Origin of the sequence: Shinella yambaruensis (genome assembly GCF_050859155.1) — a bacterium.
Taxonomy (GTDB): domain Bacteria; phylum Pseudomonadota; class Alphaproteobacteria; order Rhizobiales; family Rhizobiaceae; genus Shinella; species Shinella yambaruensis.
In genome coordinates this window covers 1,669,253-1,691,532 of sequence record NZ_CP150638.1, presented here as the reverse complement: position 1 = coordinate 1,691,532, position 22,280 = coordinate 1,669,253, and the positions used below count along the sequence as shown (strand labels likewise).

Below are 22,280 nucleotides of genomic sequence, written 5' to 3'. Positions count from 1 at the left end.
CGGGAGCGCGCCTCTTGCCCTTCTCCACGAGGGGCTGCTGGCGCAAGACGGACACGCCCCTTATCCGACCCTTCGGGCCACCTTCTCCCCGCAGGGGAGAAGGAAAAGGAGGCAATGTCGTGCCATGGGCGATTGCTCCGCCTTTTTAGATTTGTCGACCTGCGGCCTCCGGGCCAAGACCGACCACCGCCGGCATGAAGCTGCCGAGCAGCCAGAGCGAGACCTCCGCGGCCTCCCGCTCGTCGCGGAACTCGAAGACGCCGCCCTCGAAGGTGGCATTGGCGAACTTCACGGCGAGGCGCTTCGGGCCGGCGCTTTCGACGCGCACGGTGCCAGGTTCGATCCGGTGGCAGGAATAGTGGTGGCCGTGGGCATGCATGCAGCCGGCCTTGCCGTCATGCAGGCGCAGGAACACCGTGCGGCCGTCCGCCGTGGCGATGACCTCGCGGATCGCCTCCTCGGGAAAGGCCCGGCCGAATTCCAGGATCGCGAGCCCGGCATCCTCGCCGGCCATCTCCTGCGCATCCTCCCGGCGAAACACCTGACGGAAGACGAGGCCGGCCAAGAGCAGGCAGGCGATGGTGACGGTCCAGAGCATCGGCGCGATTCCTCCACGAAAAACGTCCTGCCGCTGTAGCGGACAAGGCTTGCGCCAGTTTTGCGTCTTGTCAGGTGCCAAAGCACGTCGCGCGGACGTGCGCGGCGATTTTACGCGACATGCGAAGAAACGGGAAGCCGGCCGGGCGCCTTAGGGTCCGTACTCCAACAGAACACCTATCCTGAGGGGGACGGATCCTGGAGCATTTCCAGCCGAAGCGAAGTCGCTTTGGCATCGTATAATGCGGTAAAAACAAGAATCTGGGGTATTTCCGGTGAACCGGAGTTCACCGGAAATACCCTAGAACGGGCCGCGGCGCAGCGCCCGCCACATCCACCACTGTCGCCGCCACTGGGCGGGCTGGAGAGAACGCTCCAGTGCCGCCGCGCCGGCCTTCTCCACTGCATCCAGTATAGGCGAAACGAGGGCGACCGGCAAAAAGGCCGGGCGATTGGCCGGTGAAATGCCGCCGGCGGCCCTGGCCTTGGCGAGATGTTCCCGGCCGAGGCCGATAAAGGCATCCACCGCCCGCGCGGCCGCGACGGTGTCGTCGCCGGCAAGCAGGGCCTCCGGCGTCAGGCCCGTGGCGGCGAGAAGATCGGCCGGCAGGTAGACCTGGCCGCGCCGCCGGTGGATCGGCAGCATCAGCAACGTGCCCGCGACGGTCTGCGCCACGCCGGCATGCCCCGCGGCCTCGGCCGATCCGGGCGCCCTCGCCGGATCGAGGATGAGGCTTGCAAGCTGGATCAGCGCCGAGGCGGTTTCGCCGGCATAGCCCTCGAAGGCAGCGCGGCTCTCCATCGGGTCGTTGTAGACATCGAAGATGCGCGCCTCGGTCATGTCCGTCAGCACGGCGACCGGCAGCCGGTATTCCTCCACACAGGCCATCAGGCCGGCGGCGAGCGGGTTGGCCATGGCGTCGCCCTCGGCCGTGCCGTCGAGCACGTCGCGCCACCATTGCAGGCGGATCTCGCCGGGCAGCGCCTCGCGCACCACGTCGCGCACGCGGGCGATCTCGGCATTGAAGGCGTAGAGCGCGGCAAGCGCGCCGCGCTTTTCCGCCGGGGCCAGCAGGCAGGCGAGATAGCGGTCGCGATCGGTGTCGCGAAGCATCGCCAGACAGTGCGCGTAATGGGCTTGCCGTGTATCGGTCACGTCGAAGAACCGCCTTCCGCGTCACACCGCGATCAGCGCGGCGGCGACGGCCCGGCTCTCGGCCAGCATGACATTGAACGTGCGCACGGCAGCGCCGGTGCTCATCGGGTCGGAGCGGACCTTGCGCTCCGTCAGCGCCGCCTTGATCTCGGCCGAGAGCGGACGGATCTCCTTGCCGGTGCCGACGAGCAGCACCTCGATCTCACCCGCCTCGTCCAGCACGCGCTGGAGGTCGGACAGCGTCAGCGGCGTGCCCTCCTGCTTGTCCCAGCCGTGGATACCGGACGGCAGGCAGAGGATGGAGCCGCGATGCGACATGTCGGCGAAGCGGAAGCCGCCATTGCCATATGCGTCGATCGGCGCCCGCCCGGGGAAATGCGCCTCCCGGATTTCGATGCCCTTAGCCATTGGCTCCCGCCGCCTCCCTGGCCGGTCCCTTGCCGCCCTTGCCCGGGCGGTAGCGCTCCGGCTGCAGGCGGAACAGGATGAGGATCGGCCCGGCAATGTAGATAGAGGATATGGTGCCGATCGCCACTCCGAAGAGCAGCGTCAGCGCGAAGGTGCCGATCGCCTCGCCGCCGAAGAGCGCGAGCGCGGCAAGCGCGATCAGCGTGGTCGCAGACGTCAGGACGGTACGCGACAGCGTGCGGTTGATCGCGTCGTCGATCAGGATCGGCAGCGGCATCTGCTTGAAATGCCGAAGGTTCTCGCGGATACGGTCGTAGACGACCATCGTGTCGTTCAGCGAATAGCCGGCGATCGTCAGCAGTGCGGCGACCGCGGTGACGTTGAACTCGATCTTGGCGAGCGCCAGGAAACCGAGCGTGAAGAACACGTCATGCGCCAGCGCGATGATCGCGCCGATGGCGAAATGCCATTCGAAGCGGACCCAGATATAGGCGATGAGCGCAAGCAGGCCGACGACGAAGCCGAGCGTCGCCGTATCGATCAGCTCGCCGGAAATCGCCGGGCCGACCACCTCGACGCGGCGGAAGTCGTAGTCGTCCTCCAGCTCGCCGCGGGCGACCAGCACGGAGGTCTGCTCCGCGTTCTCGCCCTCGCCCGCCGATGTCAGCCGCACCAGCGCATGGCGCGCGTCTCGCTGTTTCGTGACGGTCAGCACGTCCACGCCGGCATCGTTCAGGCGGGCGGTAATGTCGTCGAGGTCGGCATTGCCGGCCTTGGCCTGAACCTCCAGCGCCGCGCCGCCGGTGAAATCGATGCCGAGCCTGAGCTTGCCGGCGACAAGCAGGCCGGCGATGGCGAGCGACAGCACCGCGGTCAGGAGGAAGACCCCGTTGCGCACCGCCATGAAGCGCAGGTTGAGCCGGTCGAAGAGGCCGGTGCGCACGCCCTTCGGCAGGTGCGTCGCGTGGCTGCGGTTGAGCCAGACGGTAACAAGGCGGCGCGTCAGCGTGAAGGTGGTGACGAGCGTCGCGAAAAGGCCGATGCCGACGGCAAGCGCGAAGGCGCGCACCGGAGCGGCAGAAAGCAGGAAGAGGACCGCGATGGCGATGAACATGGTGACGGAGGCATCGAGCACCGTGGCACGGGCACGGCGGAAGCCGACCAGGACCGACCGGGAGAGCTCCCGTCCGCCCTTCACCTCCTCGCGGATGCGTTCGAAGATCAGCACGCTGGCATCGACCGCGATGCCGACGGTCAGCACCATGCCGGCGATCATCGACAGCGAGACCGGGGCGCCGACAAGCGCCAGCACCGCGAAGGAGAGGACCATGGCGAAGGCCAGCGACAAGGAGGCGATGACGCCGAGCACGCCGTAGAAGAAGGTCATGAAGGCGACGACGGCAACGATGGCGACGGCAAGCGCGACGACCACCGTCGTGGCCGAGGTCGTGCCGAGCGCCGGCTCGATCGAGCGCTCCTCGATGATGGTGAGCGGGGCCGGCAGCGGGCCGCTCGCGATGATGCGCGCGAGGTTCGCCGCCCCTTCCGCGTCGAAATCGCCGGAAAGGCGGCCGACGCCATCGGTGATGGCGCCCTGGATGCGCGAGGTCGAGATCACCTGCCCGTCGAGCAGAATGGCGATGGTGCGCCCGCTGTTCTCCCGCGTGAAGGCGGCGAGCTTTTCGGCAGCGCCGGCCTTCAGCACGAATTCGATGAAGGGCTCGTCGTTGGGCGCGGGCTCCGCCGAGGCGACATCGACGGCGGTGAAGAGATCGTCCTGCCGCACGACATAACCGACCGGCGGCTCGCCGGTGGAGTAGAGCACCTCGGAGCCCGCCGGCACGCCGTCCTCGATCGCCGTGTCGAGCGGCACGCTGTCGTCGACGAGCCGGGCGGAAAGCTTGCCGACCGTCGCCAGCATGTCCTTGACGCGCTGCGGATCGGTCAGGCCCGGCATGGAGACGACGATGCGATCACGCTCGCCGCGCGCGACGACGAGCTCGGGAATGTCGAGGCTCTCGACCCGGCGGCGCACCGCATCGACAGCCCCGAGCGAGGCCGCGCTTGCGGCGCTGTCGACGGCGTCGGCGGCAAGCACGATGCGGAACTTGCCGCTTTCCGGCTCGCTGAGCGCGCCGAGGTCAAGGCCGGCGAGCGCCGTGCGGGCGGCATCGAGGCGGTCGGGCGCCGTTACCGTGACGTCGATCGTGTCTTCTGCCCCGTTGAGGTCGCTGTGGGCAATGCGCGCGGCGCGCAGGGTGCTCCCGATGGTTTCGACGGCCGCGCGCAGGCGCTCGGCCGCGATGTCGCTGCGCGAGACCTCCAATACGAGGCGGGAGCCGCCTGTCAGGTCGAGGCCGGGGACGAGGCGATGGCCCGCCATCCAGCCGGGCAGGCCGACGGTCATGCGCGCCGGCAAAAGGCTCGGCAGAAGGACAAGAAGGCTCGCCGCAAGGACGAGCCAGAGAGAAAAGGTCTTCCAGCGGGCGGATTGCTGCATCGCGATCTCGACTAATCCGGCGCGCCGCCGGCTGAAAACCAGTCGGGCCGTCCGGCCGGGTCATTGCCCGGCCAGGCGGCAGGCCAAGTCATTCCTTGACGGGTTCGCCCTTGACGCGGACTTCGCTGACGCCGCTGCGCACGACGCGCACCTTCATGCCTTCGGCGATCTCGACTTCGAGTTCGTTGTCGTCGACGACCTTGGTGACCTTGCCGACGATGCCGCCGCCGGTGACGACCTGGTCGCCGCGGCGGATGTTCTTCAGAAGCTCATCGCGACGCTTCATGGCGGCGCGCTGCGGGCGGATGATGAGGAAATACATCACCACGAAGATCAGCAGAAACGGCAGGACCGACATGAGAATGTCTGCGCCGCCTGCCCCGCCGGGTGCCGCCGTCTGCGCGAAGGCCTCGGTAATGAACATCAACTACTCCTTGAAATCGTGAATTCGGGCGGCCGGAGGGGCCGTTTCGGTTGCCGGAATATAGGCAAGCGGGCATTGAATGCAACACACGACCTTGCGAAGCGGCCTGTTTTCAAGCGCTTTCCCCCTTTTCGCGACCCGCCGCCGCATGCTACCCGGCAGGGACGCATGAGGAGAGAGAAATTGCAGGAAGATCACGTCAAGCTCTTGCTCGCCGAAATCGGCCGCATCAACGCCGCGCTGGAACGCCTCGCCGGCCCCGCCCCCGCCGTCAACGACTGGAACGCCGCCGAGGTCTTCGTCTGGTCGCCGGCCCGCCAGCACCTGCAGCCGGTCAGGCGGCCGAACCGCATCGAGATCGAGCTGATCCGCGGCGTCGACCATGTGCGCGACATCCTCGTCGACAACACGGCGCGTTTCGCCCGCGGACTGCCGGCAAACAACGTGCTGCTCTGGGGCGCGCGCGGCATGGGCAAGTCGTCGCTGGTCAAATCCGTCCATGCGCTGGCCGCGAAGGAGACGGGAAGCGGGCTGAAGCTGGTGGAAGTGCACCGCGAGGACATCGCCACGCTGCCCGCGCTGATGGACATCCTCAAGGAAGCGCCCTGCCCGATCATCATCTTCTGCGACGACCTGTCCTTCGACCATGACGACACGTCCTACAAGTCGTTGAAGGCGGCGCTCGACGGTGGTGTCGAAGGCCGACCGGACAATGTGCTGCTCTACGCCACCTCCAACCGCCGGCACCTCCTGCCACGCGACATGATGGAGAACGAGCAGTCGACGGCGATCAACCCGTCGGAGGCGGTAGAGGAGAAGGTCTCGCTTTCCGACCGCTTCGGCCTCTGGCTCGGCTTCTACAAGTGCAGCCAGGCCGAATATCTCGAGATGATCGACGGCTACGCCCGGCATTTCGGCCTCGACATCCCGGCAGAGCAGCTGCACGCCGAGGCGCTGGAATGGGCGACGACCCGCGGCTCCCGCTCCGGCCGCGTCGCCTGGCAATATGTGCAGGATCTGGCCGGGCGCCTCGGCAAGCCGCTGATGAAATGAGAGGGGCCGGTCGGGCTCGCCTTTGATTGACGGCAAACCTCGCCCCCCGTCCTCTATCGTCATCCTCGGGCTTGACCCGAGGATCCTGTGTGTTTGGTCTGATGTAAGATGGTTGCGGGAAGGAGGCCGAGAGGATCCAGGCCGCCGTTTGTGACGGCAGGCCGCGGCGTGGCTTGGTCCCTTCCCGCTTCGCCCATCAACCTGAACAGTTGCACGGGGCTGTCGCCACAGACCTCGCACACAGGAGCAGGCGCCATGACGATACACCATACCTTCATCGGCTGCGACATCGGCAAGGACATGATCGACATCTTCGATCCGAGAACGGCCAGGTTCTGCCGCATTCCCAACGAGCAGACCGCGCTGTCCGCTTTTGCCCGTGGCCTCGACCCGGCCACCGACCTGGTCGTCTTCGAGGCGACAGGTCATTGCGACCGGCTGCTGCGCCTGTGTCTTTCGCAGGCCGGCATCGCCTTTGCCCGCGTCAACCCGAAGACGGCCCGGCGCTTTGCCGAAGCGCGGGGACGGCTGGCCAAGACCGACCGCATCGATGCCCGCTCGCTTTGCGAGATGGGAACCATGTTCGGCCTGACGGCCGAGGCGCCGCCTTGCCCGGTGCGCGAACGGCTGGCGGCCCTTGCCCGCCGCCGGGACCAGCTCGTCGATGCCCGGGCAACCGAGCGCCGGCATCTTTGCGATGCCTTCGATCCCGCCGTCCGCGCCGACATCGAGGCCATGATCGCCATCCTCGGCGAGAGGATCGCCTCGATCCAGGCTGCGATCGACGAGCAGATGAAGAATGGACATCTCGCTCAGCAGGCGCACCGCCTTACCTCCGCGCCCGGCGTGGGCAAGGTGACAGCCTTGACCCTGCTGGCCCATATGCCCGAACTCGGCAGCCTTTCGCCCAAAACAGCCGCAAGCCTTGCCGGCCTTGCTCCCTTCAATGACGATTCCGGCAGGAGATCCGGCCGCCGCCGCATCAAGGGCGGCAGGCCACGCGTGCGAAAGGCCCTCTACATGGCGGCCCTCGGCGCCATCAAGGCCTCAGCGCGCCTGCGCGCCTTCCATCAGGCCGTCTCAGCCAGAACAGGTTCCGCAAAGGCCGGCATCATCGCCGTCGCGCGAAAGCTCATCACGATCCTCAACGCAATGCAGCGCGACAAAACCAACTTCGCTTGAACACAGTTGCCAATCGGCACCCGCGGCTGTGGATGGTCGGGTCAGGCCCGACCATGACGAATAGAGAGGTTGGGTGGACAACACCGGAAACAGAAAGGCCCGGCTGAGCCGGGCCTTTCTGTTTATCTTGACTTAAATGAGCCTCTATTCCAGGAACGTCATCGGGTTGACCGGCGTGGCGTTCTTGCGCACCTCGAAGTGCACCTTCGGGCGGGTGGCGTTGCCGCTCATGCCGGAGGTGGCGACGGTCTGGCCGCGCTGGATCTTCTGGCCGCGCTGGACATTGAGGTCGCCGGCATGGCCGTAGACCGTGACCGTGCCGTCGTCGTGGCGCACGAGGACCGCGTTGCCGAGCTCCTTCAGGCTGGAGCCTGCATAGATGACCACGCCGTTCTCGGCGGCCTTGATGGGCGTGCCCTCCGGGACGGAAATGTCGATGCCGTCGTTACGGTTGCCTTCGACATTGGCGCCATAGCCGGCGATCACCGCGCCGCGCACCGGCCAGCGATACTTGCCGATGCCGGTCGATTCGGGCGCTTCCTCCGTGACATCGGACTTTTCCGCAACTTCGGTGACCGACACGGTCTTGACCGGCGCCTTGTAGGCTTCCGGCTTCTTCTCCGCCGTCTCGACGGCCTTTTCCTTCTTGACCGGAACGGACGCGGTCAGCGTCTTGTCGGTCGTCGTCTCGGCCGCGGCCACGCTGCCGCCGGCGGGGATGACCAGCTTCTGGCCGATGCGGATCGATGCCGTCTCAAGGCCGTTCGCCTTCTTCAGCGCATCGACGGAGACGCCGTTGCTGCGCGCGATCTTGGCGAGCGAATCGCCCGGCTGCACCTCGTAGCCGCCCTTGGCCTTGCCTTCGCCGGCATCGGCGACGTTCGAGTTCGTCTGGCCGCTTTCCGACTTCAGCTTCTCGCGGCTGGAGGTGGTGGGCAGGATGGCGACGTTCTGCTCGCCCTTGCGCTCCGGCGTCGGCAGCTTGTTGTCGACCTTGAGCGTGCTGTCGGTCGAGGCCTTGGCGGCGCTTGCCGTGGTGCTGAAGGTCGGGATGACGATCTTCTGGCCGGGCTCGGCATCCGACGCGCGCTTCAGGTTGTTGGCGGCGAGGATTTCCTTTTCCGGCACGCCGTAGCGATTGGCGAGCGTCTTCACGCTTTCGCCCTGGCGCAGCATGACGACCGGTGCGTTCCGCGTCGACCAGCCGGCCTTGCCCTTGTTGACGGTCGACGTCGTCAGGTTGTCGGCGCCCTCGACGATGGCCTTCGCCTTGCGCTCGGGAAGCTGCTGGCCGAGGGCGACCTCGCGCTCGGCGGACTGGCGGGCACCGAGCGTCGGATCGGCGAGCTCGCCGCGCTGGACGCTCATCGGCGTCGTCGCCAGCCGCGTGCCGGAGCCGCCGGTGGTCGCGGTGTTGATCGGGTCGTAGGAAACCGTGCCCTGATCGGGGAACGGCTGGTTGAGCGCCTCCTCGCGCGACCCCAGCTGGTCGGCCGTCGCGAACTGCTGGCCGTTGCCGACATTGCCGCGCGGAACCGGATTGCCGCCGAGCAGCGTGCGGCGCGGAACCGAACTGGTGGTGATATTGTCCTGACCGGAGGAGGAGAAGAGGCCGCCAAAACGAGACACGTCCGAGCTGCACCCGGTCGCGACGCTGGCCAGCAGGGCGGCCGCAACGAGGCGGGTCGTGGTCCTGGCAAAACTCGGCGATACACTCTTACGCATATGACTACCCAATCGGTACGCTACTTGATGTAGGCCGATTAAAGCGCGTTAGAGTTACTGCCCGGTTAAAGCAGGCCTATCCGCATCGGTTTTTTGATGAATTGATAACCATGGTTCGCCGGCACCATGGCGAAAGGCGTGCGCAAGCGGCTCAAAAGCCGGTCGCATACATGGCGTCGGCGCGCGAGATGCGGCTGGTGACGAGGCGGGCGGCGTTCTCGAAGTCCGCCTGGCTCGGCTGGAAGATCGCCGCGATGGGCGTCGCGCGCCGGGCAGCCCTGTCCCCGGCGGCGGTCGCGTTTTCCAGGGCGGCGTCGGGCGCCGTCATGTCGAGGGCGCTTTCGTTGTAGGCGATGGCACGCAGGGCCGCGACGGCGGGCTCGCGCGTGCCGGCATAGCGGGCGCTGCGCTGGTCCTCCGCCGGCATGCTGTCGAAATATTCGATATAGGCGCGGTAATAGGCCTTGCGGTCGCCTTCCTCCAGGAAGCGGCCGAAGGCGGCATGCTCCCGCTCATCGAGCGCGGCCGTATCAAGATTCTCCCGCTCGGCATCCGTGAGCGCCGGCTGGCTGTAGGCCACCTCTTCCCGCGCAACGCTGAGGACCAGCAGCGCGTCGACGGAAAGGCCGACATGAGCGGACGGATCGTAGCTGCCGCCGGCCAGATGCGCGGTCGAGCCCGCCTCGACATTCTCTTCGGCAGCCTTGCCCGCAGCCCTCGTCGCAAGATATGCGAGGCTGTCGCTGGTCGAGCTGCTGGCGATCCTGTTCGAGACGTGCATTTTCCTCTCCATCGGAACGCCGCATCCCTTGGGAAACCGGCGCCCTGTGTGGAAACTTCTGCTTCGTCATGGGCCTACGCCTTAAAGCTTGCGCGAAGCTTGCGTCGGTTAACAAAAGGTTAACGCATTGTATTTTCGCCCGAAACGCTCGCCTGGCGTGCAGGCGCGCCAGCTGCGAACATCGATTTTCCGGGAAAACGCCGAAAGACTCGGCGGGCCCAAGCCTGCCGAGCGAGGAGGAAACACGGTCGGGATGGGTCAGAGGGCCTGCGCCATCTGGGGCACGATCGGCAGGTAGGGCACGTCGAAGAGGTCTTCACGATCGAAGCGGCTGCCGGTCTTGACGAGCTTCAGCATGCGGCACTCGGTTTCGCTGACCATGACGGGCGCGATCAGCATGCCGCCGGACACCAGCTGCTCGGCGAAGAACCGCGGCAGCGCCGGAAAGGCGGCGGTGACGAGGATGCGATCGAAGGTCCCCTCGCCCGGCATGCCGTTGCTGCCGTCGGCCTGGCGCACGATGACGTTGCGGATGCCAGCCTTCTCGATCGATTGCTGCGCATTGGTGACCAGCGTTCGATAGCGGTCGACGGTCAGCACGCGCTCCGTCAGGCGGCCCATGACGGCGGCGGTGAAGCCGGAACCGGTGCCGACCTCAAGGATCCGCTGGCCGGCCTTCAGGTTCAGGAGATGCAGAAGGCGCACCGCAAGGTCGATGCCCTCGATGAAGGAGCCGCAATCGAGCGGCAGAACCCGGCGCGAATAGGCCTCGCCGGCGAATTGCGGCGGCACGAAAAGCGTGCGCGGCGTCTGTTCCACGGCCGTCAGCAGGTCGAGATCGTTGATGCCCTGGCCGCGCAGGCGCAGCGCCAGCGCGGCAAACCCCTCCTTCTCGATCACCCGCCCCGTGCTCAATCCGCATCCTCGCCGTTGAGAACGCGCTGGACGCGATCCAGCACCGTGTAGTCCGTGAGATCGAGCTTCAGCGGCGTCACGGAGATCTTGTGGTTCTTCACCGCATGGATGTCCGTGCCGGCGCGGAAATCGCCCTTCCGCTCGCCGAAGCGCAGCCAGTAATAGGGGAAGCCGCGGCCGTCCATGCGCTCGTCGATCGTCAGGCCGAAATCGAGCTTGCCCTGGCTGGTGACCTCGACGCCGTTGAGCTCCGCGGGCGCGCAGTTCGGGAAATTGATGTTGAAGAAGGTCCAGTCCGGCAGCTCGACATCCATCAGCTGGCGGATCAGCTTCGGCGCGAAGCTTTCGGCGACCTCCCACGGCACAACGCGGCCGCCGGCATGGTTGTAGGCCTGGCTCAGCGCCATGGACTTGATGCCCTGCAGCGTGCCCTCGATCGCGCCGGCGATCGTGCCCGAATAGGTGACGTCGTCGGCCATGTTGGCGCCGACATTGACGCCCGACAGCACGAGGTCCGGCTTCTCGTCGAGCACCTCGCGCACGCCCATGATGACACAGTCCGTCGGCGTGCCGCGCAGCGCGTAGCGCTTGTCGTCGATCTTCCTGAGGCGCAGCGGCTCGGAGAGCGTCAGCGAATGGGCAAGCCCGCTCTGGTCCGTCTCCGGCGCGACGATCCAGACGTCGTCCGTCAGTTCACGGGCGATCCGTTCGAGGATCGCCAGTCCCTCGGCGTGGATGCCGTCGTCGTTCGTCAGAAGAATGCGCATGTCGTCTCCGCCTTCCGCCTCAGGCGGCCTTCTCGATCTTCTTCAGGCCGCCCATATAGGGCAGCAGCACGTCCGGCACGGTAACCGAGCCGTCCTCGTTGAGGTAGTTCTCCATGACGGCGATCAGCGCGCGGCCGACGGCCGTGCCCGAGCCGTTCAGCGTGTGCACGAACTTCGTCGCCTTGTCGTCCTTGCCGCGGTAGCGCGCGTTCATGCGGCGCGCCTGGAAATCGCCGCAGACCGAGCAGGACGAGATCTCGCGGAACGTATCCTGCCCCGGCAGCCAGACTTCGAGGTCGTAGGTCTTGCGGGCGCCGAACCCCATGTCGCCGGTGCACAGCGTCATGATGCGGTAATGCAGGCCGAGGCGCTTCAGGATCTCCTCGGCGCAGGCCGTCATGCGCTCGTGCTCGTCGATCGCGCTTTCCGCATCGGTGATCGAGACGAGCTCGCACTTCATGAACTGGTGCTGGCGCAGCATGCCGCGCGTGTCGCGGCCGGCCGAACCGGCCTCCGAGCGGAAGCACGGCGTCAGCGCGGTGAAGCGCAGCGGCAGCTTCTCCTGGTCGAGGATATCCTCGCGCACGAGGTTGGTGAGCGAGACCTCCGCGGTCGGGATCAGCCAGCGGCCATCCGTGGTGCGGAACAGGTCCTCGGAGAATTTCGGCAGCTGGCCGGTGCCGAACATGGCGTCGTCGCGCACCAGCAGCGGCGCATGCACTTCCGTATAGCCATGCTCGCCGGTATGCACGTCGATCATGAACTGGCCGAGGGCGCGCTCGAGGCGCGCGAGCTGGCCCTTCAGCACGGTGAAGCGCGAGCCGGCGATCTTCGCCGCGGCCTCGAAATCCATGTAGCCGAGGGCTTCGCCGATCTCGTAGTGCTCCAGAGCCTTGTGGTTCCAGCCGGGCTTGCTGCCCCATTTCAGCTTTTCCACATTGCCGGTCTCGTCCGTACCGACCGGCACGTCGTCGAGCGGGATGTTCGGGATGCGCGACAGGGCGTCGTTGAGCTCGGCGGTGACCTGGCGCTCCTCCTCTTCCGCCGCGGGAAGCTGGTCCTTGATGGCCGAGACCTCGGCCTTCAGCCTGTCGGCAAGCTCGGCGTTCTTCGCCGCCATGGCCGCGCCGATCTCCTTGGAGGCGGCGTTGCGGCGCGACTGCATGTCCTGCGCCTTCTGGATGACGCTGCGGCGCTTCTCGTCGAGATCGATGAGGGCCTGTGCCAGGGGGCTCGCGCCGCGCTTTGCCAGGGCGGCGTCGAGAGCGGCGGCGTTGTCGCGGATCCATTTGATATCAAGCATTGTCGTTCCAGGCGTTCCGTGGATTGAGGCCCACCCGCGCCCGGCAGCACAGTGCGGCAACGCCGAAGGTCAGGCCTTGTCGGCCTCTTCCGGCGTTGCGACGACCTCGCTGTCCGCATCCTGCGCGTTCGAGGCGCTCGCCCGCTGCCGTTCGATGAGTCGGGCCGTATAGATGGAAATCTCGTAGAGAAGGATGGCCGGCAGTGCAAGGCCGATCTGGGAGACCGGATCGGGCGGCGTCAGCACGGCGGCGACCACGAAGGCGATGACGATCGCGTATTTGCGTTTTTCCTTCAGCGTGTCCGACGTGATGAAGCCGGCGCGCACCAGGAGCGACGAGACAACCGGAAGCTGGAAGACGAGGCCGAAGGCGAAGATCAGCGACATGATGAGGCTGAGATATTCGGACACCTTGGGCAGGAGCTGGATCGAGACCTGCCCCTCGCCGCCGCCCTGCTCCATGGCCAGGAAGAACCACATGACCATGGGCGTGAAGAAGAAATAGACCAGCGCGGCGCCGATGAGGAACAGGATCGGCGAGGCGATCAGGAACGGCAGGAAGGCGGCGCGCTCGTTCTTGTAGAGGCCGGGCGCGACGAACTTGTAGACCTGTTGGGCGATGACCGGAAACGCGATGACCAGCGCGCCGAACATGGCGACCTTGATCTGCGTGAAGAAGAACTCCTGCGGCGCCGTATAGATCAGCTCGACATTGCGGTGCGTCAGCCCCGCCCACTCCACCGACCACTTGAACGGCAGGACGAGCAGGTTGAACAGCTGCTTGGCGAAGTAGAAACAGACGAGGAAGGCGACGAAGAACGCGCCGACGGCCCACAGCAGGCGCTGGCGGAGTTCGATCAGGTGCTCGATGAGCGGCTGGGGCTTGTCTTCGATGTCGCCGCTCATGCGTCGCCCTTCTTGGTCTTTGCAGTCCTGGCCCTCACGGGCGCCTTCTTCTCGGCGGACGTCTTTACGGCCGGCTTCTCGCCGGACTTGGCGACGGTTTCAGCCTTGGCGGCCGCCTTGCGCGGCTTTGCTACCTTGTCCGTCGCCTCGGCAGGCTTTTTGGCAGCCGTCTTTTTCACCGGCCCAGCCTTCAGCGGCACGGCGGCGACGGGCTCGGCCGAGGCGGGCTTCTGCGCTTCGGAGGGCACGGCGACCGGCGTGCTGCTGGCGGTGACGCCTTCGGCCGGCGTTGTCGCGGGCGCTGCCGAGGAGACGGAACCGGTCGTCTTCTGCAGGTCCGCCTTGATCTCGTCGCCCATCTGGCGCAGCGGATTGACCGCCTCGCGGATGGTGTTCAGCGGATTGAGCTTCTGCGCCTCGCCGATCGTCTTCTTGACGTCCTCAAGGTCCGCTTCGCGCAGCGCCTCGTCGAACTGCTGGCGGAAATCGCTCGCCATGCCGCGCATCTTCGACATCATGCGGCCGAACGTGCGCAGCATCTGCGGCAGGTCCTTCGGACCGACCACGATGATCAGGACGATCGCGATGACGAGTATTTCGGTCCAGCCGACATCAAGCATAGGGTACTGTCCTCATGGACCGCGAACCGCCGTTCGCGGCCGCCAGGTCGATCCGCACGATATCAAACCGCACGGATCGACCTGGCAAATCCAGGTTCTGCAGCGTCCTTTGCGCGTCACGAGGGACGCGGGGCGCCGTACGCCGGTCACTTGACCTCGTCGGCCTTGTGATCGACGGTCTTCGCCTTGTCGGCAGCGGCGGCTTCCTCGTCGGACATGCCCTTCTTGAAATTCTTGATGCCCTTGGCGACATCGCCCATCAGTTCCGGAATCTTGCCGCGGCCGAACAGCAGCAGCACCACCACCAGAACGATCAGCCAATGCCAGATGCTGAAAGAACCCATTGTCTTGACTCCCTTTCGAACTTGTACCCCGATGTAAGACGTTCAGCCGTCTTTTTCAAACACTAGAATGTCGCGGTGGTTAGCCGAAAGCGTGACGTCGCGCAATCCGGATGCCAACTGATCTGCCCGAACGCGGGCACGGATCGGCTGGTCCGTGCCGGGTATGGCGAGTTCGAGCAGCTCGACGACCCCGAGAAAGCGCCGCGACAATATGCGCGCGGGCACTTCGCCGTCCTTTTCCATGACGCGCAGCCCCGAAAGGCGCACCGCCACATGGACCTTCTGGCCATCGGAAAAACGCTTGCCATCTACATTGCCGAGCGGCGTTTCGACGACGCCGTCGCGCACACGGCCGGGAAATTCGTTGATTTCCGAGAAAAAGGCGGCGGCGAAGATGTTGCTCGGATGAAGATAAAGCTCTTCCGCGGTGCCGACCTGCACGAGGCGCCCATCCTTCAGCAGGGCGATCCGATCGCCCATGCGCATCGCCTCCTCCGCATCGTGCGTCACCACGATGGCGCTGGCGCGCGACTGGCGCAGGATCGCCAGCGTATCGGCACGAATCGAATCCTTGAGGCGCGAATCAAGCCCGGAGAACGGCTCGTCCATCAGCAGGACCGACGGACGCGGCGCGAGCGCCCGGGCAAGCGCCACGCGCTGCTGCTCGCCGCCCGAAAGCACATGCGGAAACTTTTGGGCATAGTGCGACAGGCCGACGCGTTCGAGCGCCACCTGCGCCTCCGCCTCGGCCTCCGCGCGCGGCAGGGCCGTCAGGCCGAAGCGCACGTTGTCGAGCACCGACATGTGCGGAAAGAGCGCGAAATCCTGGAACATCAGGCCGACGCCGCGCCGCTCCGGCGGCAGAAAGACGGCGGGGCCGGCAACCTCGCGGTCGTTCAGGAGCACGCGGCCGGCCGTCTGCGCCTCGATGCCGGCGGCAATGCGCAGCAGCGTCGTCTTGCCGGAGCCGGACGGGCCGAGCAGGCACAGGACCTCGCCGGGCTCCGCCGTCAGCGAAATGCCGCGGATCGTCTCCTTGTTGTGGTAGCTGTGGCGGATATCCTCGAAGGACAGGCGCGCCGCGAAGGTTACCGCCGATGCGCGTTTCGTCTCGATACCGTTGGAGCCTGACGGATCCAGAACCATGTGCCGAAGTCTTTCCCTGTCGCCAGCCTGTGCGCTCGCGATACAGTCCTGCAGAGCATTTTCACGCCGCCTCGAAGCGCAAGGATGCCCCAGCCGTTGTGTGGGCGCAGTTCCCCGCGCAAAACCGCGGCGCACTTTTGCTGGAACTGCTCTATAAGCTTCGTCTATTCGTCTTCTTTTCCGCCCGGTGTCAAGAGACCGAGTTCCTCCAGGTCCAGCTGGGTGATCGGGTCCTCGTCCTCCGCCAGCTCGTCCTCGCGCAGCGGCATCGGCACCTGGAAGTTGGAGGGGATGCGGCCGGACAGGAGGCCGGCGCCTTTCAGCTCCTCGAGGCCCGGCAGGTCGCGCAGATCCTCCAGGCCGAAATGATCGAGGAAATCCCGCGTCGTGCCGAAGGTCACCGGACGGCCCGGCGAGCGGCGGCGGCCGCGGAAACGCACCCATCCCGCCTCCATCAGCACGTCGAGTGTGCCCTTGGAGGTCTGCACGCCGCGGATATCCTCGATCTCGGCGCGCGTGACGGGCTGGTGATAGGCGATGATCGACAGGACCTCCAGCGCGGCGCGCGACAACTTGCGCACCTCCGTCTCGTCGGTCCGGATGACGAAGGAGAGATCCGGCGCGGTGCGGAAGGCCCAGCTGTCGCCGAGCTGCACGAGATTGACCCCGCGCCCGGCATAGAGCGCCTTCAGCTCGCGCATGACATGCAGCACGTCGACGCCGCGCGGCAGGCGCTCGGCGATGTAGGCCTGCGAGACCGGACCGGCGGACGCGAAGACCAGCGCCTCGGCGATGCGCGCGGCCTCGTGCAGCCGGCGCGGATCGACGATCGTGCCGCCGTCCGCCTCGCGCGGTGCGTCGTCCCCAGGCTCAGCCACGCCCGTCGCTCCCGTCCTCGTCGCCCTCGGGCTTCGGCCCGCGGCGCAGGTAGATCGGCTGGAAGGCACCGTCCTGGCGCAGCTCCAGCCGCCCTTCCCGCACAAGTTCCAGCGTCGCCGCGAAGGCGCTGGCGATCGCCGTGGTGCGTTCCGCCGGGTCGCTCAGGTATCGCAGGATGAAACTGTCGAGCGCCGCCCAGTCGTCCTCGAAGCCGCCGATAAGCAGCGACAGGATCTCGCGCGCATCGGAGAGCGACCAGACATTGCGCTTCTCGATGGTGACCTGGGTGATCGCATGGCGCTGGCGCAGCGAAGAATAGGCGCTGAGCAGGTCGTAGAGCGAGGCCTCGAAGGACGAACGCCGCTCGGTCGGGATGTGCTCCGGCATGCCGCGGGCAAAGACGTCGCGGCCGAGGCGGTTGCGGTTGACAAGGCGCGTCGCCGCATCCCGCATCGCCTCCAGCCGCTTCAGGCGGAAGGCGAGGCTGGCCGCCATCTCCTCGCCGGAGGGGCCGTCGTCCTTCGCCTGCCTGGGAATGAGCAGGCGCGACTTGAGATAGGCGAGCCAGGCCGCCATGACGAGATAGTCGGCGGCAAGCTCGATGCGGATCTTGCGCGCACGCTCGATGAAGACGAGATATTGTTCGGCAAGCGCCAGCACGGAGATGCGGGTGAGGTCCACCTTCTGCGTGCGGGCGAGATGCAGGAGAAGGTCGAGCGGGCCCTCGAAGCCGGCAAGATCGACGACGAGGCTCTCCTCGGAAAGGCCCCGCGCCTCGGCGTCCTGCCACAGGTCGGCCATCGGCGCCTCTGCGCCGCGTCCCTTCTTCGGTGGCTTCGACCCCGTTCCCTGCACGTCGCCCCTTTCCTTGCCCCGCGTGCCTGCGACCGCGGGACACCATTTGCGGCGGCTGTCAGGCCACCGCGATCATGGCGTTGAATTCCTCGCGCAGCGCCGCCTCGTCCGCCCCGTCCGGCGTCGGGAAGCCCGCACGAACCGCATTCGCCCGCCGCAGGCTGTCGCCGGTGAGCGGCGGAACGTTCTCGGTCACCGCGATCATTTCCTCCATGATGCCATGGCAATGCAACACCATGTCGAGGCCGGCGGCAATGATTCCCCGGCTTCTTGCGGCAATATCGCCCTTCAGCGCGTTCATCGACACGTCGTCCGACATCAGCAGCCCGTCGAAGCCGATATGGCCGCGGATGATCTCGCTCACCACCGTCGCCGAGGTCGTCGCTGGGTTGTCGGCATCGATGGCGGTGAAGACGATGTGGGCGGACATCGCCATCAGCTCGTCCTTCATGCGCCGGAAGGGCACAAAATCGCAGGCCTCAAGCTCGGCGCGGCTTGCGTGCACCACCGGCAGGTCATGGTGCGAATCGACCATGGTGCGGCCGTGGCCCGGCATGTGCTTCATGATCGGCAGCAGGCCGCCGGCCTTGAGGCCCTCGGCCGCGGCCCTGCCCATCTCCGAGACGATCTCCGGCTCCTGCCCGTAGGCACGATTGCCGATGACGTCGTGCACGCCCGGCACGGCAACGTCGAGCACCGGCAGGCAATCGACATTGATGCCGAGGCGCAGGAGATCGAAGGCATGCAGGCGCGACATCAGCCAGGCGGCGCGCAGCCCCTTCTCCGCGTCGGCGCGGTAGATGGCGCCGAGCGCGGCGGCATTCGGATACTGCTGCACATGGGGCGGCCTGATGCGCTGGACGCGGCCGCCCTCCTGGTCGATCAGCACCGGAATGTCCGCCCCGCCGCCAACGCAGTCACGCATCTCGGCGGTGAGGTCCGCCACCTGCGCCGGCTCGCCGATGTTGCGGCCGAACAGGATGAAGCCCCAGGGCCGCTCGCTGCGGAAGAAGGCTTTTTCGTCGGCGCTCAGGCTCAGGCCCTTACAGCCCGAAAGGAAGGATTTCGATTCGCTCATGTCCGCAATCTTAAAGGTTCGGTGGGGAAAACGAAGCGCGCGCCCTGCCCGCCACTCGGCGACGGCCCGCGGGAATCGAAGAGGCGCGGACCATGCCCGCGCCTCCCCAGGAATTCGGCGTTACCTCAGCGGGTGACGAGGCAGCTTCCGCCGGCGCTCTTGTAGCGGTTGCACAGCGCATTGGCCTCTTCGCGCGAACCGGCCGGGATGCGGACGCGGAAGTAGGTGCCCTTGTTCGGAATCTCCGCCTTCCTGATGTCCACGCCGCGCCCGCCGATGACGCTGGAGAACTTGGAAGAAAGCGAATTGTAGCTCTTCTGGGCCTCCGCCTCCGAGGGCAGCGAAGCGATCTGGATGACGTAGCTGCCCGGCGCGACGGCTGCGACCTGCGTCTGTTCCGCCGTCTGCGTCTGCGTCGGCGTGGCCTCGGCGGTCTGCGTGCCCGAGACGTTGCCGTTCTCGGTCACGGTGCCGACCACGGTGACCGGCTGGTCGATCGGGCGGGTGCCCGGGATCGGCGCATTGCCGTCCGTCGAACCGGTCGTGGCGCCGATCGTCGTCGTCTTCACGGTGCGCACCGGCGCGGTGTCGTCGACTTCGGCATCGGCGACCTCCGCAAGCGCGGAGCGCGGCTGGCCTTCGCCGGCCGCCTGCTCGGCGCGCAGCGAAGCATCGGCGTCGACCGTCGCGGCGGCCTCGCCCGAGGCGCTGCCGGTGGTCGCGGTCGCCTTGGCATCGAGCCCGGCAATGTCCGTCGCAGGTTCGCCGACCGTCTCCTCGCGGGCGACGAGCGTGCCGTCCGGCTTGACGATCATCGTCTTGACCTTGCGCGGCGAGACGAGCGGCTTGCTGCCGCCTTCGGCCGTTGCCGTTTCCGGCTCGTCGACGCCCGGCAGCACGCGGTTTTCGTTTTCCGCCGCGATGACCGCCTCGACGCCGTCTTCCGGACCATCGAACGGCAGGGTCTCCGGCGTCAGCGTGCGCTGGACGACGTCGACCGGCTCTTCCGTCGAGGTGACGAGCTGTTCCTGCTGCGGCGTTGCGGCCGTGTCGCCGGCAACGCGGTCATAGACCGCCTTGTCCTGGTTCGGCACGGTCTTGCCGCCTTTTTCCTCCGGCACGATCTTGACCGGCTCCTTGTCGGCGAGGATCACCCGCGGCTCGCCGGAGCCGGCCGCACCGCCGGAGAAGGCGCTCCAGGCGTAGACGCCACCGCCGCCGACCATCAGCAGGGCCGCGATGGAGGCGGCGATCAGCAGGCCTCGGCGCGGGCGGGACTGCTCCTCGTCGTAGCCGTCGCCGGCATAGAGCGTGTTGGCCTGGCCCGGATCGACGGGGATCGCCATGCGCTCCGGCTGGTTCAGCGAGCGGCGGAAATCCTCCTCGAGGGCACGTTCGAAATCGTCGACATCGTTGATCTGCGCCATCGGCTGGCTGATGGCGGCGGCAACCGCACCGCCGGCAACGCCGGCCGACAGGTCTTCGCCGCGCGCCTTGGCGGCGGGCTCGTTGAAGAGCTGCGCCATTTCCGCGTCGATGTCGAAATCATAGTCGGGCTGGTAGGCCGGCGGCTTTTCCTTCTCGATGACGGGAAGCTGCGGGACGTCCAGCTCGGTGACCGGCGAGACGCCTTCGTCGGTATCGGCGATCATCGTCGGGTCGAAGGGCAGCGCGCCATCGGCCGTCTCGGCCACCACCGGCTGCGGCGCGGTATAGGTGGAAACGGGAACGGCGACGGCCGGCTCGCGGCGCACGGGCGTCTGCACCTCGACGGGCCTGACGGCCTCCGTCCGGGTTTCCGGCGCCTTGTCCTCCTGCCGCACCGGCTCCTCGTCGAGCGAGAAATCGGAAAGGTCGAGGTCGATGTCGGAAAGGTCGAATTCCAGGTTCTCCAGATCGAGCTCAGCGCCCGAGGCAGCCGGGGTCGCCATCGCGGCGGGCTCCTGGCGGGTCTCGGCGACCGGCGTGCGATAGGTGTCCGCCACCGGCTCCTGCGCGGGCTCGAAGACCGGTTCATGCGCGGTTTCGGCGACCGGCGTCCGGGCCGTCTCGACGGCCGGCTGGCGGTGCGCGACGGGAGTCGCGCGGCCGAAGATCGCTGAAACGTTGGCCATGCCGCTGCGCGGCGTCGCGCCGACGGCGGCAAGGGTGGCGGCCGTCAGGGGAGAGCGGCTTTCCGGCACGGGATAGCGCTCGACCTCCGCCAGCAGGGCGTCCTGGTCGTAGGTGCGGCCGGGCTCGACCGATTCCACCCGGTAGTCGGGCTGCGCGTCGCGCACGGGCTCGGCATCCTGCCATTGCGTCTCGGCCTCGGCCATGGCGCGGGCACGGTCTTCCCGCGTCTCGAACGGCATTTCGGCAACGAACTGCGGCTCGTCGCGGGCATAGGCCGGCTCGGCATGGAACGGTTCGGAAACCGGGTCGGCGGCCGCATCGGACATCCAGGCCTGGAGAACCGGCTCGCCGCCGGCCTGCGTGGTCGCGGCCGCTTCGGCATTGTGTCCCTCGGAGAGCAGGTCGTCGACGAAACCATCGCCGATCGAAAGCTCCAGCTCGCGCTCCAGGTCGAGGCCGATCTCGTCGATCGGGTTCTCCTCGGGAGCGAGCGGCTGCAGGCCGAGCACGACGGGCTGGCGCTCGTCGGCGCTGGCGGCAACGGGGGTCTCGGCAACGGGTTCGCTGCGCACCGGCGGCTCGAAGCGCGGCTCCAGCCGGTCGACGAACTGGTGGCCGGCATGCGCCGCCGGCTCGATCGCGACGGAGGGCACGTCGTGCACGGCCGCCTCGAGCTCGTCGGCAAGCAGCAGGGCCGGATCGAAATCCAGCTCAGGCTCGACGTCGGCCGGCGTCGCCGCGGCGACGATCTCTTCCGCGAAGGGCGGCTCGACCACACGTTCCTCGAAGGCGGGCTCGTGGCCGGCATCGCTCGCAACGGCATCCGGCTGCTGCGCCTCGGCTAGGCGCTCCTCCTCCACGGACGGCTCGACGCCGAAGAATTGTTCCTCAAAGGCGGGCTCGCGGTGGGCGGCATCGAGGAGGACGTCATGCTCGGCCGCTTCGGCGAAGGCTTCCTCCACGAAAGGCGGCTCGACGGCGTGATCCTCGACGGCGGGCTCGTGGCCGGCATCGCTCGCGACGGCATCCGGCTGCTGCGCCTCCGCCGGGCGCTCTTCCTCGACGGACGGCTCGACGCCGAAGAACTGCTCCTCGAAGGAAGGCTCGCGATGGCCGGCATCGACCGGCGCGGCATCGCGCGTCGGCACCGTGTCGAGGATGGCGTCGCGCGCCTCGGCGGCCGGCTCCGGCATATCGAACACAGGCTCGACATGGCGGGTCGCCGCCCGCTCGGCAACGACCGGCTCAACGCTCTCGCGGCGCGGCGTGTCATATTGCTCGAAGGCCCGCATCAACTCGTCCTCGAGGGCGAGAACGGGATTGTCCAATCGCGGCACAACCCGGGCGGGCTCGGAGAAGGACCTGCCGGCGCCCGGAAGCGGACGCGGCTCGTAGTCGACGAGACGGGCAAGCTCGGCCAACGGGTCGTCGTCCGCCAGGAGATCCGTGTCAGCGGTTCCGCTTCGCGCGAAGTTCTTGTCTGCCATACTGCTTCCCACTCACAAGCTACAAAAACGCGTTTGCCA

At 67.1% G+C, this 22,280-nt stretch carries 20 protein-coding genes; 2 read left to right on the top strand and 18 right to left on the bottom strand.

Annotation, left to right across the window (positions count from 1 at the left end):
- Positions 1-145: 145 nt before the first annotated feature.
- From WMC41_RS08370 to yajC, 5 genes are all read right to left on the bottom strand, one after another.
- Positions 146-598 (bottom strand): hypothetical protein, encoded by a 453-nt coding sequence (locus tag WMC41_RS08370; RefSeq protein ID WP_432347659.1) that lies wholly within the window; start codon positions 596-598, stop codon positions 146-148.
- A gap of 300 nt (positions 599-898) precedes the next feature.
- Positions 899-1,711: a phytoene/squalene synthase family protein gene (locus tag WMC41_RS08365; RefSeq protein ID WP_432348297.1), complete on the bottom strand. Its 813-nt coding sequence runs from the start codon at positions 1,709-1,711 to the stop codon at positions 899-901.
- A 63-nt stretch (positions 1,712-1,774) separates the two neighbouring features.
- Positions 1,775-2,161 (bottom strand): Mth938-like domain-containing protein, encoded by a 387-nt coding sequence (locus WMC41_RS08360; RefSeq protein ID WP_244765608.1) that lies wholly within the window; start codon positions 2,159-2,161, stop codon positions 1,775-1,777.
- Positions 2,154-4,661: a protein translocase subunit SecD gene (gene secD, locus WMC41_RS08355; RefSeq protein WP_432347657.1), complete on the bottom strand. Its 2,508-nt coding sequence runs from the start codon at positions 4,659-4,661 to the stop codon at positions 2,154-2,156. The genes WMC41_RS08360 and secD overlap by 8 nt, the downstream gene beginning before the upstream one ends.
- An 88-nt stretch (positions 4,662-4,749) precedes the next feature.
- Positions 4,750-5,085, bottom strand: a complete 336-nt coding sequence (gene yajC / locus WMC41_RS08350; RefSeq protein ID WP_244765610.1) for a preprotein translocase subunit YajC — start codon at positions 5,083-5,085, stop codon at positions 4,750-4,752.
- A gap of 183 nt (positions 5,086-5,268) precedes the next feature.
- On the opposite strand from yajC, the gene WMC41_RS08345 reads away from it, so the two are divergent.
- Together WMC41_RS08345 and WMC41_RS08340 are read left to right on the top strand one after the other, a co-directional pair.
- Positions 5,269-6,138 carry an ATP-binding protein gene (locus WMC41_RS08345; protein ID WP_432347656.1) on the top strand — a complete coding sequence of 290 codons (870 nt, stop codon included), beginning with the start codon at positions 5,269-5,271 and terminating at the stop codon, positions 6,136-6,138.
- A 255-nt stretch (positions 6,139-6,393) separates the two neighbouring features.
- Positions 6,394-7,320 carry an IS110 family transposase gene (locus WMC41_RS08340; RefSeq protein WP_432343942.1) on the top strand — a complete coding sequence of 309 codons (927 nt, stop codon included), beginning with the start codon at positions 6,394-6,396 and terminating at the stop codon, positions 7,318-7,320.
- A 144-nt stretch (positions 7,321-7,464) separates the two neighbouring features.
- Here WMC41_RS08340 and WMC41_RS08335 read toward each other — a convergent pair whose 3' ends face one another.
- From WMC41_RS08335 to WMC41_RS08275, 13 genes are all read right to left on the bottom strand, one after another.
- Positions 7,465-9,045: a peptidoglycan DD-metalloendopeptidase family protein gene (locus tag WMC41_RS08335; protein ID WP_432347655.1), complete on the bottom strand. Its 1,581-nt coding sequence runs from the start codon at positions 9,043-9,045 to the stop codon at positions 7,465-7,467.
- Positions 9,046-9,196: 151 nt separating this feature from the next.
- Positions 9,197-9,826 carry a biotin biosynthesis protein BioC gene (locus WMC41_RS08330; RefSeq protein ID WP_432347654.1) on the bottom strand — a complete coding sequence of 210 codons (630 nt, stop codon included), beginning with the start codon at positions 9,824-9,826 and terminating at the stop codon, positions 9,197-9,199.
- Positions 9,827-10,084: 258 nt separating this feature from the next.
- Positions 10,085-10,741 (bottom strand): protein-L-isoaspartate(D-aspartate) O-methyltransferase, encoded by a 657-nt coding sequence (locus tag WMC41_RS08325; protein ID WP_432347653.1) that lies wholly within the window; start codon positions 10,739-10,741, stop codon positions 10,085-10,087.
- Positions 10,738-11,508: a 5'/3'-nucleotidase SurE gene (gene surE, locus WMC41_RS08320; protein WP_244765615.1), complete on the bottom strand. Its 771-nt coding sequence runs from the start codon at positions 11,506-11,508 to the stop codon at positions 10,738-10,740. The genes WMC41_RS08325 and surE overlap by 4 nt, the downstream gene beginning before the upstream one ends.
- Before the next feature lie 19 nt (positions 11,509-11,527).
- Positions 11,528-12,811: a serine--tRNA ligase gene (gene serS / locus WMC41_RS08315; RefSeq protein WP_432347652.1), complete on the bottom strand. Its 1,284-nt coding sequence runs from the start codon at positions 12,809-12,811 to the stop codon at positions 11,528-11,530.
- 69 nt (positions 12,812-12,880) lie between these two features.
- A complete protein-coding gene (gene tatC / locus WMC41_RS08310) occupies positions 12,881-13,717 on the bottom strand; it encodes a twin-arginine translocase subunit TatC (protein WP_244765617.1) in 837 nt (278 codons plus the stop codon).
- Positions 13,714-14,337 carry a Sec-independent protein translocase protein TatB gene (gene tatB / locus WMC41_RS08305; RefSeq protein ID WP_432347651.1) on the bottom strand — a complete coding sequence of 208 codons (624 nt, stop codon included), beginning with the start codon at positions 14,335-14,337 and terminating at the stop codon, positions 13,714-13,716. The genes tatC and tatB overlap by 4 nt, the downstream gene beginning before the upstream one ends.
- A 146-nt stretch (positions 14,338-14,483) precedes the next feature.
- On the bottom strand, positions 14,484-14,681 hold the full coding sequence (locus WMC41_RS08300; protein WP_023511864.1) for a twin-arginine translocase TatA/TatE family subunit: 198 nt from the start codon (positions 14,679-14,681) through the stop codon (positions 14,484-14,486).
- 42 nt (positions 14,682-14,723) lie between these two features.
- The gene (locus WMC41_RS08295; protein WP_244765619.1) at positions 14,724-15,827 is read right to left on the bottom strand and encodes an ABC transporter ATP-binding protein; all 1,104 of its coding nucleotides are present in this window, start codon (positions 15,825-15,827) and stop codon (positions 14,724-14,726) included.
- Positions 15,828-15,991: 164 nt separating this feature from the next.
- A complete protein-coding gene (gene scpB, locus WMC41_RS08290) occupies positions 15,992-16,705 on the bottom strand; it encodes an SMC-Scp complex subunit ScpB (RefSeq protein ID WP_432347650.1) in 714 nt (237 codons plus the stop codon).
- Positions 16,698-17,507, bottom strand: coding sequence for a segregation and condensation protein A (locus WMC41_RS08285; RefSeq protein ID WP_432347649.1), 810 nt, complete (start codon positions 17,505-17,507; stop codon positions 16,698-16,700). The genes scpB and WMC41_RS08285 overlap by 8 nt, the downstream gene beginning before the upstream one ends.
- A 112-nt stretch (positions 17,508-17,619) precedes the next feature.
- The gene (gene nagZ, locus WMC41_RS08280) at positions 17,620-18,639 is read right to left on the bottom strand and encodes a beta-N-acetylhexosaminidase (RefSeq protein WP_432347648.1); all 1,020 of its coding nucleotides are present in this window, start codon (positions 18,637-18,639) and stop codon (positions 17,620-17,622) included.
- 125 nt (positions 18,640-18,764) lie between these two features.
- On the bottom strand, positions 18,765-22,241 hold the full coding sequence (locus tag WMC41_RS08275; protein ID WP_432347647.1) for an SPOR domain-containing protein: 3,477 nt from the start codon (positions 22,239-22,241) through the stop codon (positions 18,765-18,767).
- Positions 22,242-22,280 lie beyond the last annotated feature (39 nt).